The sequence below is a fragment of the Pseudodesulfovibrio sp. lm2024 genome (assembly GCF_051175575.1).
In the GTDB taxonomy this organism is placed as follows: domain Bacteria; phylum Desulfobacterota; class Desulfovibrionia; order Desulfovibrionales; family Desulfovibrionaceae; genus Pseudodesulfovibrio; species Pseudodesulfovibrio caledoniensis.
Genome location: NZ_CP195092.1, coordinates 4,115,798 through 4,130,427 on the forward strand (window position 1 = coordinate 4,115,798; position 14,630 = coordinate 4,130,427).

Genomic DNA, 14,630 nt, shown 5'->3' on the forward strand with positions numbered 1-14,630 from the left:
GAACCCTAAAAGGATGGCGGCCATGCACAAAGCCTGTTTCGTTCCGACCCTGTTGCTGCTCCTGGTCCTGACGGCCCTCCCGGCCCGTGCCCAGGGGCAGATCCTGTCCGAGATCCGGGGCGGGGTCTACGACCACGACGTCAGCTTCTGGAGCTTCCACCGCGAATCCGGAACGGACATCAACGGCGAGCTGCTCTTCGTGTCCCCGTCCTTCCTGGAAGTGCTCTGGTCGCCGCGCCCGCACCTGGGTGCCACCGTCAACACCGAGGGCAACACCTCCCACGCCTACGCGGGGCTGACCTGGGAGCTGCCCGTGTTCTCCACCGGCTTCTTCGTGGACGGCAACCTCGGCCTGTCCGTGAACAACGGCCGCCGCGACACCGACGATCCTGACCGCAAATCCCTGGGCTCCCCGGTCCTGTTCCGGCTGGGCGCGGCCGTGGGCTACAACCTGACCGAAAAGGTCAACGTCTCGCTCCAGTTCGAGCACATGTCCAACGCCTACCTGGCCAACGAGAACGAGGGCATGGACAACTTCGGCCTGCGCCTGGGTTATCGGTTCTAGCGGACTGCCTCCGGGCGTTCTTTCTCTATCCGGGATTGATAATCCTCATTATTCCCAGCTGTGTCCCCATTTTCTAGAATTAATCTAGACTTACTCTACACTCCATCGACCTGCGGTTCCGGGGCGCCGGTTGCCTGTTTGGCGGCCCGTTTCCGGTCCTTGCGCTCCTTGCGCCGGGCGACCATGTCCCAGAGGATGGGCATGACCAGTAGTGTCATGGCCGTGGCCACGCACAGGCCGGTGACGAAGGTCGTGGCCATGGTCCCCCAGACCACGGAGTAGTAGGGTATGCCGAGCGCCATGGGCAGCAGTCCCAGGGTGGTGGTCAGGGTGGTCAGCAGGATGGGCCGCAGCCGCACGCGAACAGCCTCGCGAATGGCGTCGGCGCGCGCATACCCCTTGGCGTAGAGGCGGTTGATGAAGTCGAGCAGGACCAGTGAGTCGTTGACCACGACCCCGGCCACGCCCACGGTGGCGATGAAGCTGTTCACCGTAAACAGGGAGCGAGTCAGGAAGGTCCCGAAGACCACGCCTATCAGGGCGAACGCCACGGCGGACAGGATGATGGCCGGCTGGACGTAGGATTGGAACTGGCAGGCCAGGATGGTGTACATGACCAGAATGGCGATGCAGAACGCGTACATCAGCGAGGTGAAGGACCGGCCCGTGGACTCGAACTCACCGGCGAAGCTGATGGTCGCGCCGGGATAGTCGTCCTGGACGGACCGGTAGTACGCCCGGACGTCATGGACCACGCTGGGCGCGCTGACCGGCGCGCCTTCGCGGATGTTGGCGGTCAGGGTCACGGCCCGCTGTCCCTGGAAGCGGTTGAGCTGGCCGGGCTCGCGGTAGGTGCGCACCTCGGCCAGGTCGCCCACGCGCACCGGTCCGGTGTCGTTCTGCAGGATCGGGATGTCCAGGGCGTCCTCCGGGGAGGACAGGAACCGCTTGTCGATCTTCATACGCAGGTCCACGTCCTCGTCGGCGGCCCGGAACTTCCCCACGAACCGGCCGTCCAGGATGCCGCCCGCCAGGGAGACCACCTGGGCCGGGGTCAGTCCGTACTCGGCCACCAGGCTCGGGATGGGGATGAACCGGAAGACGCGGTTGTCCGTGCCCGTGTCCGTGGCCAGGTCCGTGAGATAGGGCGACAGCTTCTTATTGGCCCGTATCCAGTTGAAGACGTCGTCCTTCAACGCGGTGACGGCATCCTGGTCCGGGCCGAGCACGCGGATGTTCACGTCCTTGCCCGCCGGAGGGCCGCCCTGTTCGGGCCAGACGCGAAAACGCCAGCCGCCCGAGGTCAGGGGCTCAAGTTTGGCGCGGATGACGTCCAGGAGGAGCTGAGGGTCGTTTTCCGGGTTGTCCACGAACGCCTGCTCACCCTGCCGGGGCATCTCCACGATGACGATGGCCCGGTTGGAGCCGAAGATGTTCTCGTAGTCCTCGTTGATGTCCATGCCGCCCAGGCCGGAACACGCCTTGGTGGTGCCCGGCCCGAGCGCCAAGAGGGTCCGGGAGACCTCCTTGGCCTTGTCCGAGGCCGTGTACACGTCCGTGCCCACCGGGCCTTCCATGGACACGTAGTAGAGGGTGTATTCGTCCGGGAAGAACTTGATGCGCAACAGCGGCATAACTCCGGTGACCGAGACCCCGAGCATGAACAGGGCCATGAAGAAGGCCACCACGACCACGCCGAGGGTCTTCCAGCGGTGGCGCAGGGTCCGGCGCAGGACCGCGTCGGTCGCCTTTCGCAGCCAGACCATGAAACGCGGGTCCCGGGCCTGGAGATGCTCCTTGGCCTGCCGGGCGAGCTTGTCCGCGCCGGGCCAGTCCAGGAAGTGCAGGGGCAGGATGGCCAGGCACTCGATCAGGGAGGCGATGATGGCGAACGACACGGCCTTGGGCACCAGGGCGAAGAATTCGCCGGTGGACCCGGTCATGATCAGCATGGGCATGAACGCGGCCACGGTGGTGGAGGTGGCCGCCACCACGGGCAGGAAGACTTCGCTGGCCCCGTCCACCACGGCCTCGCGCAGTCCCTTGCCGTCCTGGACGTGGCGGTAGATGTTCTCGACCACCACGATGGCGTCGTCCACGATGATGCCGCTGACCAGGACAAAGGAGAAGAGGGTGATCTCGTTGATGGAGTTGTTGGTCAGCCACATGATGATCATGGTCACCAGAAACGAGAAGGGCACGCCCATGGTGGTCAGCATGGCGTTGCGGAAGCCCATGAACAGCCAGATGCAGCCGCAGACCAGGACGATGCCGACCAGCAGGTTGGAGCCCAGCGTATTGATGTTCTCGCGGATGTTGATGCGCTGATCCTGGGTGACCACCGCCTGGACGCCCTCCTTGTCGAGCACGGGCTTGTAGTCGGCGACCACCTTTTCCACGGCGGCCCCGATATCCAGGGCGTTGCCCTCGGGCGACTTGAGGACCTTGACCGACACGGCGTCCTTGCCGTTGACTGACGAGACCACGAACGGATCGCGGTAATCCATGCCCGCCGAGCTCAACACGTCGCCCACGGTCACGAAGGAGCCGTCCAGGTCGCGCCGCACTATGGTCCCGGCCACCTCGTCGCGGGACCGGAACTTCTCGTCGACCACGATGACGTACTCGCCGGAATCGCTGATGAAATCACCCGCCGGGACCGACACGTTGGCCCCCTGCAGCGCCTGGCCCACCTCGTCGAAGGTGACCCCGAAGCGCATCATCTTGACCGGGTCCAGGGCCACGTGGAACTCGCGGGTGTACTCGCCGTTTATCTGGACTTCCTTGACCCCGGGGATGGACTGCAACGGCAGCTTGAGCTCGTCGGCCATGAGGCTGAGGGACCGGTTGGATCGGTCTCCGAGCAGGTTCACGGACATGACCGGCAGCCACTCGGACACGCGGATGACCGTGAAGTCGGGCGGGTCCATATCGTCGGGCAGGTCATTCTGTATGGACAACACCTTGAAACGCAATTCGTCATACAGTTTGTCGTAATCGGTGTCGTCCAGGAACTTGACCATGATGGAGCAGCGCTGGCGGAAGGAGCGGGAGCGGATGAACTCCACGTTCTCCAGGTCCTCGAGCGCGTCCTCGATCTTGCGCGTGACCAGGGTCTCTACCTCGTCCGGGCTGGCGCCGGGCAGAAAGGCGGAGATGACCACCTTGCCCATGCGCACGTCCGGGTAGCGCTCCACCGGCAGGTCGAAGACGCAGAACACGCCCACGACCATGAGCATGACGAACATGAGGTTGACGAAGACCTTCTGGCCCAGGGTGAACCGGATCAGGGCCTGAGTGGGCGAATCATTGTGCATGGCTCGTCTCGCCGGGGGTTAGGGATTGAGCAGGAAGACGTCGCCGGGGCGCACGTCCGGGCCGGACACCCGGCGCAGGCCGTCGCCCGCCGAGCCGAGCAGGACCACGCGGACGCGATCGCCGTCCGGGGTCATCAGGAAATACTCCTCGTACGCCTTGACCAGCGCGGACGCGGGCACAACCACTGCCCCGCCGGGGTCGGGCAGGACCACGTCCAACTCCGTGCGGATGCCGCCCCGGAACTCGAAGTCGCCCTCGGTGATCTCCAGGTCCACGTTGATCTTGCGCGTGACCGGATCGAATCCGGGCGAGACGCGGGCCACGCGGGCCCGGACCGTACCGCCCAGGTCGGTCAGGCGCAGGGTCACGGCGTCGCCCATGTCCTTGAGGGCGCGGTACTCCTCGCTGGTCAGGGCAAAGGGCACGAGCAGGACGTCGTAACGCCCGAGCTCGGCCACGGTCTCGCCCTTGGTGACCCACTCGCCGGGCTCGATGTCCCGGGACACGACCTTCCAGCCCGGAGGGCCGACCAGGGAGAACCGTTTCAGCCGCTCCAGGAGGACCTCTTCCTCCACCTGCTTGGCGCGAAGCTGTTGCAGGGCGGCCTGGTGGGCGCGGACGTTGGAGTCCAGGGTGGACTGGGGCGCGGTGTCGGTCCGGACCAGCGCCTGGTAGCGGTCCATCTCCTTCTTTTTGTAGTCCAGGTCGCTCTTGAGCCGCTGCTGGTCCGCGCGGTTGGCGGCCAGGTCGAGCTTGATGAAGGTGGTGTCCAGTTCGGCGAACAGCCCGGAGGCCCCCAGGGCGTCGCCCACGTCGGCCAGGACCTTGACCACCCGGCCGGACTCCTCGGCAACCAGGCTCATGGCGTTGCGGGCGCGGGTGAAGCCGGTCAGGGAGGACTGCCGGTCGGCGGGCTCAACCGTGAAGGTCTCGGTGGAGACCGGCTTGGGCGGGACCGGGGTGGGCACCTCGACCTGGGCCGCCTCGGCCAGGTCGCTGCCCGGCACCGGGGCCTTGGCGTCGCCCGCCTCGCCGAGCCGGTCGTTGCCGCAGCCGGAGAGCAGCAGGGCCGCCAGCAGGGCCAGAAAGATGAGGTATGCGCAAATCCGTTTCATGAACTACCGCCTTTAAACTTACGGCTGAGATTGTTTAATTTCTTGTCCGGGCCGCAGGCCGAACCCGATGATCCGGTCCAGCAGCCCATCGAGGTCCGCGCCCCTGCTCAGTGAGGCCATCTGCCCGGTGGAGATGAGGTGGACCAGCCCGTGGAGCTGCCCCCACAGGGTGAAGACCAGGATGTCCGGCTCCACGTCGCCGAACCGGCCCGTGGCCGCGCACTCCACCACCAGGTCCCGAAACATGTGGAAGGAGCGCAGCGAACTGGCCGCCCATTCGCCGTCCAGGTCCACCTGTCCGCAGCTGGTGCTGAACATGAGGTGGTAGTGGTCCGGCTCGGACAGGGCAAAGCCGATGTACTCGCGCGCCCCGGCCCGCAGCCGCTCCAGCGGGTCCGGATAGCGCTTTCTGGTCCGCTCCTGCCGCTCCACGAAGCGGACGAACCCCTCTTCGCGCAGGGCGGACAAGATCTCCTTCTTGTTCCGAAAATAGCGGTACAGCGCTGCCGGGCTGTACTCGATGCGCGAGGCGATGCGCCGCAACGACACGTTGTCGAACCCCTCTTTGACGAAGAGCTGCCTGGCCGCGTCAAGGATGCGCCGCCGCATCTTCTGCCTGTCCCGTTCCCGCCGGTTTTCCGTGGTCATGCCCGCCTCTAGCAAACTCCGACCAATGTGTAAACACTGTTCACACAATTGTAGCCGAGGTCATGCGGCAAAGGTCGCATCGCCCGCATTCTAGCGGACCTCCCGTCCAATAACGGAACGCATGGCCGCAAGGACAACCAGGTGGTGGAAGGGCCGGATGACGTTGAAATACACCCGCCCGGCCAGGTTGTGATACCGAACCACGGTGACCACGTGAAACCGCTTGCGCCCGTTCGGCAGGCACGTCGCGCAGACCGCCATGGCCGCCTCAAGATGGGATTCCCGCCCCTCGACGATCCAATGCGTTTCACCGTCCGAGCGGACCACGGAGAAGAAACCGACCTTTTCGCCCGCCGTACGGGGCAGGGTTTCGGCAGTCCACCTCTGGCGGACGGGCACCGCCCGGTCTCCCTGGCCCAGCACCCGAAGCAGCCAGACCCGGACGCGCCACAAAAAGGCCATCCAACCGGGCCGGTAGGAGAGAATGCCCGCAGCCACGCCGCACACCGAGCCGGTCCCGTCCATGGCGTGAACGTCCACGTGATCCGCGCCGTCCAGAAGTCCGTCCATGCCCGGCAGCCGTTGTATCTCAGCGCGTTCCATGGCCGCCTCCCGCAAGCACGCCGTCCAGGACCACGTCCAGCCGGGCCATGACCGCGTCCACCTGGCCGCGCACGTCGAAACGGTCGCGGTTCAGCCCGTCGATCAGACCGGCCGCGTACAGGGACCAGCAGACCATGGCCAGATCCGGACCGGAAACCTCGGGCCTGACCTCGCCGGCTCCCTTGCGCGCCTCGATCACGGCAGCCACCTTGCCGACAACCTCCGCGAGCTGGCCATCGAACCGTGTTTTCCATTCGCCGGTGGCGAACAGGGCCTCCTTGACCACGGACCGCAGAAACAGGGTGTTCTCGCCGTAATAGCCGTACATTGTCTGCAGCATATGCCGGAATTGTTCACGAAGGGGGGCGTCTCCGGGCGCGCCGTCCACGGCCCGGCGGGAGACCTCGCCGATGTCGTCGAAAAACGAGGAGAAGAGCAGGGATATCTTGTCCTGGAAATGCAGGGCGATGGTGCCGATTCCCACCCCGGCCTCGCGGGCCAGGGCGCGCATGGTCGTGGCCTCGAACCCGTCCCGTGCGATCAGCCGCCGCGCCGCCTCCTGAATCCGTTGCCGGGTATCGGCCTTGCGCCGTTCCCGCAATGTCTCACGTTCGGTCATCACTCACCCTCGTGGTTAAAATGAACACGTTCATTTGCTGAACATGTTCATTAAAACGATCCGCAAGTCGTGTCAAGCAGGGTGAGATAAGAGCGTGCCCGCTCTCTGTTTTTAGGGAATATCAGGCCGTACGGCAGCGGGTGTATTGCGTATAGCCTGCTATTAAAAACAGACTAATATATTGCTATACAGTGATTTATTCGTTACGATTTGAGCACATCGAGAATCTCGATGTTGGCCGCCTGCCAGGCGGGGTAGGCCCCGGCCGCCACGCCGAGGAGGCAGGAGCCGACCAGGGTGGTGGCCAGGCTGGCCGGGTCGATGATGATCGGCAGCTTGGCGATGGTGCAGCCGACCACCACCAGGATCACGGTCACGGCCACGCCCAGTCCGCCGCCCACGGCGGCCATGAGCCCGGACTCGAACAGGAACTGGCGGACGATGTCGCGCCTGCGTCCGCCCACGGCCCGGCGCACGCCGATCTCCACCCTCCGGGAGCGGACCACCAGAATCATGATGGACAAAATGCCCATGCCGCCCACGGCAAAGGAGATGGTCGAGGTGATGCCGCCCAAGGTGGTCATCAGGTCCAGGGCCTGGCGTTGCAGCTTGATGGCGTCGGCCGCGGACATGGCGCTGAAGTCGTCGTCCTCGCCGGGGTCGATCTTGTGCCGTTCGCGCATGATCGCGTCCACGGCCCCCTGGACCGTGCCCAACCCCGCGTCCTTGGCCAGGCGCATGTAGACCCCGGATATCCAGCGCTGGTTGGCGGCCCGGCGCATGTAGGTGGTGATCGGCATGAGCAGGACCTCGTCCTGGTCCGTGCCGGACACGTCTCGCCCCTTTTCCTCCATGACCCCGAGGACCCGGAAACTGGCCCTGAACATGTAGATGTCGCGGCCCACGGCCAGCTCTGGCTTGCCGAACAGGCGCTCGGCGATCTTGCGCCCGAGCACGCAGACCTTGGCCCGTTCATCGACCTCGCGCCAGGTGAAGAAACGCCCGGAAGCGGGGCGGAAGCTGCGGATTTCCTGGTAGTTGGGCCAACAGGCCATGATCTGGGCGTTGACCGCGTTGCCGTTGCCGCGCACGGCCATGGTCGCGGTGACGAACGGCGTGCCGTCCAGGACCGAGGGCACGGAGTCGAGCAGGGCCTGGGCGTCGGCCAGGACAAAGGTGCGCGAATGGCCCGAGATGCGCATATTCCCGCCGCGCGTGAAACGGACCGACCCGGCCAGGACCGCGTACAGGTTGGGGCCGAGCTTCTCGGTCTCCAGCTCGGCCTGGCGGACCATGATCTTGGACACGTGCTGCACCCCGGTAAAGGCCAGCGCGCCCAGGAAGACCCCGAGCATGGCCAGCACGGCCCGCAGCTTGTGCGCCGAGAGCGAGGAGATGGCGATGGTCAGGTTCAGGGGCAGCATACCGGTTCTCCCGCTACTCGTACCGGTTCCGGTTCCAGGCCGTGTTGCCGTTGAAGATGTGCTGCCACAGCCGCTCGAAAGCGTGGCCCGTGTTGTTCTCGTCGTGGGGGTCGGCCTCGATGAGGCGCAGGCAAAAGGCGTAGAAGGCCCTGGGGCGGGTGCGGATGCGCTCCCCGGTCACACAGAAATTGCCCGTGGGGGCACGGCAAATGATCTCGCGCGGCATGGGCGCGTCGAAGATGCGCTCGAAGATGTCGCCGACCGGGATATCCCGGCCCCAACCGGCCCAGCGCCCCTCGTTCTCGGGCTTGCGCAGATCATGCGGGCGGCCCAGCCGGTCGCTCTTGAGCTTGAACCAGGCCAGCCCCTTGAAGGGCATGCCCCGATCCGCAACGTCTTCAAGCTGCTTCCGCAAGGTCTCGACCGTGGCTCGGCCGCGATCGTCGATGTGATCAAAGGGGTCGCCCTGCAGGAAGACGTTCAGGGGGGCCAGGGAGTCGTACTCGTTGACGATGTGAGTGAAGTAGGTGTGCGCCTCGCGCCCGATGTTCGGCAGCGGGCGGACGTTCGGGCCGCCATCGCCGCCCTTGTCGTAGACCACGTGATCGCATCCGAGGGCCTCGGCCCAGGACACGTCCTCGCGGTATCTGGCAATGATCACCCGGATGTCGTCACGCACGATCACGCTCCCTGCATCGGCTATCCTTCCGCAACCTTCTCCAAAACCATGGCCCGGACATAGGTGGGCTGCTCGTCCGAAGACCGTCCGCCCGAGCCGTACCCCACCCCGAGGAGGGTGCCCAGGGGCAGGGAACCGAAGCTGTCCGCAACGGTCCGCAAGATGGCCAGTCCAGTGGGCGTGGCCCGCTCCATGGAACAGTCGGAGCCAAAGGTGGTCAAGCCCTTGGCCAGTTCCGCACAAGCCGGTGCCGGGACAGGCATTCTGCCGTGGGCGCAGTCCACGAAACCGGATCCCAGATCGACCGGGCTGCAGACCACGCTCCCGGCCTCAAGGGCGTCCAGAAGGAGCATGGAACCGCAAATATCCGCAAGGGTATCCACAGCGCCTATCTCATGGAAGTGGACCTGCTCCAGGTCCACGCCGTGGACCTTGGCCTCGGCCTCGCCGAGCAGGCGCAGGGCCCGCACGGACCGTTCCCCGGCCCGGCCGGCCAGGCCGCTCTCTTCGATGATCCGGCACAGGTCCGTGTAATGGCGCAGGGGCTGCTCCCGGGTCTGGAGCACGTCCACATGCTTGGTGCGGATGCCCGCGATGCGCTTTTCCGACCATTCGAGCCCGAAGCCGTCCAGGCCGAGCCGGGCCAGTTCCTTTTCCAGGAAATCGAACCCGCTGCCGGGTCCGCGCCACTCCTCCAGGGCGTGGCTCAGGGCGGAGAGGAGCATGTCGCCGCTCACGCCCGTGGAACAATCAAGGTATACCGTGTTCATGAAGTCCTTATCCGTTCCGTTCGCCTGCGGCCAACGAGTTGATTTTGTGGGCAAGATACCCGGCGCCGAACCCGTTGTCGATGTTCACCACACCGATGCCCGGAGCGCAGGAGTTCATCATGGTCAGCAGGGCGGACAGCCCTTGAAAATTGGCCCCGTAGCCCACGCTGGTGGGCACGGCAACGATGGGCGGCAGGGCCATGCCGCCGATGACCGAGGGCAGGGCGCCCTCCATGCCCGCCACGGCGATGATCACCGAGGCCCCGTTGAGCCGGTCCATGACCGAGAAGAGCCGGTGGATGCCCGCCACGCCGCAATCGTAGTGCCGGTCCACGCGGCTGCCCAGGAATTCCGCGGTACCCGCCGCCTCCTCGGCCACGGGCAGGTCGGAGGTGCCTGCGGAAACGACCGCCACCGTGCCGACGGGGTTTTCCGGGGCGCAGCCCGCGGAAAGCAGGCCTGACACCGGGTCGAACCGGACGTTGGCCACCTTGCGCGCGGCCTCGAAGTGGGCCTGATCGGCCTTGGTGCCCAGGACCCGGCCGTTGGTGCGGTTGAGGTGATCAAAGATCGAGGCCACCTGATCAGGTGTCTTTCCGGCGCAGTAGATCACCTCGGGCCCGCCGGTGCGCATCTCGCGAAAATGGTCGATCTTGGCGCTGCCCGTCTCGATGAAGGTCTGCCTGAGCAGCTCCTTTTTCAATCTATCGCGTGAGATGTTTCCGGCTTCGAAATCGTCCAGCAGTCGATCCAGGCTCATTCAACCCACTCCTTGAAGGTGCATGATTGAAGCCCGATCTTCTTCGCCAACGCCATGACTTTATCACGATTATTCTCTATGATTTCCGCGTACTGCGGAAGGTACTCCACGGTTGCCATCAGATTATCAGGGCGGACGCGAACCGTGTTCAGGCCGAGCGTGTGCAAAAAGGTTTCCATGATCGCGACCCGGTTCAACCCTTCGGCGGACAGTTCGACGCCGGTGGGTATGCGGGTGGCCAGGCAGCTCTCGGAAGGGGTTTCCCAGTTGGGCAGCCCGGCGTCAAAGGCCAGGGCCCGGACATTCGACTTGCCCAGGCCGAGGTCGGCCAGTGGCGAGAGGACCTTGAATTCGCTGACCGCCTTGAGGCCGGGCCGGGCAGGATCGTCCTCCGCGTTGGTCCCGTCCAGCAGCAGGCATTCAGTGCCCAAGGCTTCCCGCATGGTGCGGAAAACCAGGCTCTTGCAGTGATAGCAGCGGTCTTCCCGGTTGCGCCGGACCTCGGGCACGGCCAGGGCCGAGACCTCGAGAAGGCGGTGTTCGATGCCGATGCGGCCGGCCACTTCCACAGCCCGCTCCCGGTCCCGCTCCTGGGTCATCTCGGTGACCACGGTGCAGGCCACGGCCCGGTCGCCGAGGGCGAGCCTGGCCGCGGCGGCCACCAGGCCGCTGTCGACCCCGCCGGACAATGCCACGGCAGCGCAGCCAACGTCGCCGGAGCGCTCGGCAATATGCGTCGCTAGTTGTTCAATGCTCATTCCGTTATAATAGCCCAGCCGACACCACGCTTCAACCCATTTCGGGCTTGTTCCGCCCGATGAGGTCTATGCGCCGCCACGGCCCCTTGACGAACCGGAAGGCGAACGTGGTGGCCAGGATCAGCACGTAGACGAGCAGGAATATCCACGGGCCGTGTATGCTGTTGATACCCAGGCCGTTGAGCACCAGCAGGGGGATGACGATGCAGACGATGGAGGACGTGCCCATGACGGCCATGATGAACCGGGTGTCGCCCGCGCCCTTGAGCCCGCCCATATACACGATGGCCACGGCGTCCAGCAGGGTGAAGACCGCGCAGTAGCGCATGAGAACCCGCCCCATGACCAGGACCGCGTCGAAGTCGGCGGCGGCCGCGCCTCGGGCCCGGAACAGGTTGAGCAGGAACTCGGGCATGACCCAGAAGACCACGGCCATGACGCCCATGTAGGCCAGGGCCATGTGCAGGACCGACTGGGTCGCGAAGGCCGCCCTGTCCGGATTGCCGTCGCCCATGGCCTGGCCGACCATGATGCTGGCGGCCACGTGCAGGCCGATGGTCGGCAGGAAGGCAAGGTTGTAGATGGAGAAGACCGCGCTGGTCGAAGCCAGCTCCACCTGTCCGAACCGGCCGACGATGAAGACGAAGAAGGAGACGGCGAACATGTCCAGGAAGAACTGGACCCCGCCCGGCAGACCGAAATGCAGGAACCGGCCGAACAGCTCGCGGTCGAACCGCCAGGCGGACCGGACCTTGTACACAGCCTCGTTCTTCTTGGTGAAGATGAGCAAAATATAGACGAACACGGGCACGATGAACCCGATGACCGTGGCCAGCCCGGCCCCGGCTATACCCATCTCCGGGAAGGGGCCGATACCGTTGATCAGGCAGTAATCCAGCGGAACGTTGATAAAAATCGACCCCATGCTGATGAGCATGACCGGCTTGGTCAGGCCGCGCCCGGCAAAGAAGTTGGACAGGCACAGCCCGATCAGGCAGGGCAGGCTGCCCACCGTGAGAATCTGGAAATAGACGACCTCAAGCCGTTGCATGGTCGGAGGATGGCCGCTCAACCGGAACATGGGCTCGGCGATGAACAGCAGTGAGGCCAGGAACAGACCGGACGGGACACAGAACCAGATGCCCTGCCACAGGGCGCGGCCCACATCGGCCGGACGGCACGCGCCGGTATACTGCGCGATGAACACGTTGACGTATTCGGACACGCCCATGAAGAAGGAAAGAAAGAGAAAGGCCATGATGTTGGCCGGAAGCGAGGCTCCGAGAGACTCCAGCGAGTAGTTGCCCAGAAAGATACGGTCCGTGAAGGTCATGACCGTATTGGAAATCATGCTGACGACCAGCGGAAACCCTATGTTCAGGGCCTCTCTGTAACCGCCCCTGGCATGCCAACGTTTGACCATATTCATAATTTCACCTGCGTCTTGCGGCCGCCCCTTATTCAAAGAGCCTTGCCGCCCATGGCAACCTATCCCGGAGCGGGCCCATGGTAAAGCGGAATCATTGTATGTCACCAACTTGAAAAACAGCACACAGCATGCTATCTAATAACCTATAGCACTCTGTAATAACGACAAAATATGAGCTTCAAAACAGACTATCTCTTTTTCGCGGCCATGGGCCGGTTCAATCGGCTCTACGCCAAGGGGCTGGCCAAACGACTTTTGCCCTACAACGTACGTCCCGGATATCTCGAGATATTCTTCCGCCTGTGGGATCAGGACCACATAACCCAGAAGGCCCTGCACCAGGGCATGGACGTGGAGCAGGCCACTTTATCCAATACCCTCAAGCGGATGGAACGCGACGGGTTCGTGCTTCGGCAACGCAACCCCAAAGACCGGAGACAATCCGTCATCGTGTTGACCGACACCGGCGCGGGCCTGCGCAAACTCGTACTCACGGCCATCGACGATCTGCAGTCCGTGGTAGACCACCGCCTCAGCGTCAGCGACCGGCGATATTTCAAGAAAATCCTGATGCAGATGAACGAACAGCTCCTCACGGACCTGGATGACGCCACGCTCGTCCTGCTGGACGAGGTCAACGATTCAGCTACTGAAACGCTTGGCTAAAGCCTCAATACGATAAGCCGTTGATCCACAAACAACTACAATCCATTTAACGCGTTCGATCTTCCCGATTGTCAGACTCTGACGACTCCCTAAGCCAGCTTGCTCCGCACACTACCGCATCTTTCCCCAAGGTTTATTGATTGAGAAGTGCTTTTGCGGACACTATTTTTATTCTGCCAGCAACTATTCGTTTTATTTTAATATTCACAAAAAGTCAGCTATCTGGTCTATTGACGGTTCTTTTCAGCGCATGCTATCCCGGCGCGCCTCCGAGGCAGTCGGAAAAGTCAGATTTGTGTATTTTTTCGATTATTTTTTCTCATGAAATCTGATATGTCATCCCTAATTAACAACAACGTCCCGTAATCCTTTTTCATAGGACTTTTTCTGGAGAATCTCTAGACAATGTAGGACAACGTTGTACTTTGTTGACAATCTTTGACACCCTATGTCAAAGAATGAACATCATAGGTCAGATTGTGACATTATGGACAACTCAGATGCACCCAGGCCGCCGACACTGCTTACCGTGCGGGAAGTTGCGGACTATTTACGGGTACACCAGAGAACGGCCTACAGGCTGATCACCAACGGCAGCATCAGGGCCATCAAGATCGGGAGCCAGTGGCGCGTACCCAAGCAGGCTTTGATGGAATTTTTAGAGAGTGGAATGAAGGCCTCGGCACCTTCGGGCAAGAGGAAGACCGAGCCGGATCAATTCAAACTCCCACTGGACTAAGGAGAGCGGCATGTCCAAAAGAACGGTTGGCGGTTACGACGGGGGCGACCCTATCCTGAACGTTACCCTGCCCAATGATTTCGGCCAGGACCTTGATGTCTCCGGCAAACTCATTGGCGAAGAAATGTATTTCGACGACGGAACCGGCATGCTGACCATGGAAAAGCTGTACCGGGGCGAGGACGGCAATCTCGCCTACGGTATCATCTCCGCCATCGGCCACGCCCGCGAACGCCGCGCCTACCGTGTTGAAGAGCGCGAGGACAGCTGCATCGTCAGCAACGGCAGCCTCAGCCTCGAATTCAACTACGATGAGCTCTTCGAACTCCTGGCCGTTGCCCTGGAATCCGAAAAGGAATCCACCGCCAGCCAGGTCAGCGAGCAAGTCCGCCGCAAACTCGCCGTGAACGAATAGTCTTTCTTGAAAGCGCAATAAGAGAGGGGCCTTTTGGCCCCTTTTTTATTGGTTGTTCGCCTCCGGCGGCCGGGGCGCTGCCCCGGACCCCGCCTAAGAACCTTTTGGAATGGTTCTTAGGA

The 14,630-nt window shown here is 63.3% G+C and carries 15 protein-coding genes; 4 read left to right on the forward strand and 11 right to left on the reverse strand.

Going from position 1 to position 14,630, the window contains the following annotated elements; translation table 11 throughout:
- The first annotated feature begins 22 nt into the window (after positions 1-22).
- Positions 23-565, forward strand: a complete 543-nt coding sequence (locus ACR42D_RS19185; protein WP_484568393.1) for an acyloxyacyl hydrolase — start codon at positions 23-25, stop codon at positions 563-565.
- Positions 566-660: 95 nt separating this feature from the next.
- On the opposite strand, the gene ACR42D_RS19190 is transcribed toward ACR42D_RS19185, so the two are convergent.
- The 11 genes from ACR42D_RS19190 to ACR42D_RS19240 form a co-directional block, all read right to left on the reverse strand.
- Complete coding sequence (locus ACR42D_RS19190) at positions 661-3,882, reverse strand: efflux RND transporter permease subunit (RefSeq protein WP_484568394.1); 3,222 nt, start codon at positions 3,880-3,882, stop codon at positions 661-663.
- Between the two features lie 18 nt (positions 3,883-3,900).
- Positions 3,901-4,998 (reverse strand): efflux RND transporter periplasmic adaptor subunit, encoded by a 1,098-nt coding sequence (locus tag ACR42D_RS19195; RefSeq protein WP_484568395.1) that lies wholly within the window; start codon positions 4,996-4,998, stop codon positions 3,901-3,903.
- Between the two features lie 18 nt (positions 4,999-5,016).
- On the reverse strand, positions 5,017-5,646 hold the full coding sequence (locus ACR42D_RS19200) for a TetR/AcrR family transcriptional regulator (protein WP_484568396.1): 630 nt from the start codon (positions 5,644-5,646) through the stop codon (positions 5,017-5,019).
- A gap of 90 nt (positions 5,647-5,736) precedes the next feature.
- Positions 5,737-6,249, reverse strand: a complete 513-nt coding sequence (locus ACR42D_RS19205) for a DUF2867 domain-containing protein (protein ID WP_484568397.1) — start codon at positions 6,247-6,249, stop codon at positions 5,737-5,739.
- Entirely contained in the window at positions 6,236-6,868 is a 633-nt protein-coding gene (locus tag ACR42D_RS19210) for a TetR/AcrR family transcriptional regulator (RefSeq protein WP_484568398.1), read from the reverse strand. The genes ACR42D_RS19205 and ACR42D_RS19210 overlap by 14 nt, the downstream gene beginning before the upstream one ends.
- Positions 6,869-7,071: 203 nt before the next feature.
- Positions 7,072-8,292, reverse strand: a complete 1,221-nt coding sequence (locus tag ACR42D_RS19215; RefSeq protein ID WP_484568399.1) for an ABC transporter permease — start codon at positions 8,290-8,292, stop codon at positions 7,072-7,074.
- A 13-nt stretch (positions 8,293-8,305) separates the two neighbouring features.
- The gene (locus ACR42D_RS19220) at positions 8,306-8,971 is read right to left on the reverse strand and encodes a DUF3431 domain-containing protein (RefSeq protein WP_484568400.1); all 666 of its coding nucleotides are present in this window, start codon (positions 8,969-8,971) and stop codon (positions 8,306-8,308) included.
- Between the two features lie 20 nt (positions 8,972-8,991).
- Positions 8,992-9,741: a nickel pincer cofactor biosynthesis protein LarC gene (gene larC / locus ACR42D_RS19225; protein ID WP_484568401.1), complete on the reverse strand. Its 750-nt coding sequence runs from the start codon at positions 9,739-9,741 to the stop codon at positions 8,992-8,994.
- A gap of 7 nt (positions 9,742-9,748) precedes the next feature.
- Positions 9,749-10,501 carry a nickel pincer cofactor biosynthesis protein LarB gene (larB, locus tag ACR42D_RS19230; RefSeq protein ID WP_484568402.1) on the reverse strand — a complete coding sequence of 251 codons (753 nt, stop codon included), beginning with the start codon at positions 10,499-10,501 and terminating at the stop codon, positions 9,749-9,751.
- Complete coding sequence (gene larE / locus ACR42D_RS19235; protein ID WP_484568403.1) at positions 10,498-11,259, reverse strand: ATP-dependent sacrificial sulfur transferase LarE; 762 nt, start codon at positions 11,257-11,259, stop codon at positions 10,498-10,500. Before larE ends, larB begins: the two co-directional genes overlap by 4 nt.
- 31 nt (positions 11,260-11,290) lie before the next feature.
- On the reverse strand, positions 11,291-12,688 hold the full coding sequence (locus ACR42D_RS19240) for an MATE family efflux transporter (protein WP_484568404.1): 1,398 nt from the start codon (positions 12,686-12,688) through the stop codon (positions 11,291-11,293).
- A 171-nt stretch (positions 12,689-12,859) separates the two neighbouring features.
- On the opposite strand from ACR42D_RS19240, the gene ACR42D_RS19245 reads away from it, so the two are divergent.
- From ACR42D_RS19245 to ACR42D_RS19255, 3 genes are all read left to right on the forward strand, one after another.
- Positions 12,860-13,354 (forward strand): MarR family winged helix-turn-helix transcriptional regulator, encoded by a 495-nt coding sequence (locus ACR42D_RS19245; protein ID WP_484568405.1) that lies wholly within the window; start codon positions 12,860-12,862, stop codon positions 13,352-13,354.
- Between the two features lie 487 nt (positions 13,355-13,841).
- Complete coding sequence (locus ACR42D_RS19250; RefSeq protein WP_484568406.1) at positions 13,842-14,093, forward strand: helix-turn-helix domain-containing protein; 252 nt, start codon at positions 13,842-13,844, stop codon at positions 14,091-14,093.
- 10 nt (positions 14,094-14,103) lie between these two features.
- Complete coding sequence (locus ACR42D_RS19255) at positions 14,104-14,508, forward strand: hypothetical protein (protein WP_484568407.1); 405 nt, start codon at positions 14,104-14,106, stop codon at positions 14,506-14,508.
- The last annotated feature ends 122 nt before the right edge of the window (positions 14,509-14,630 follow it).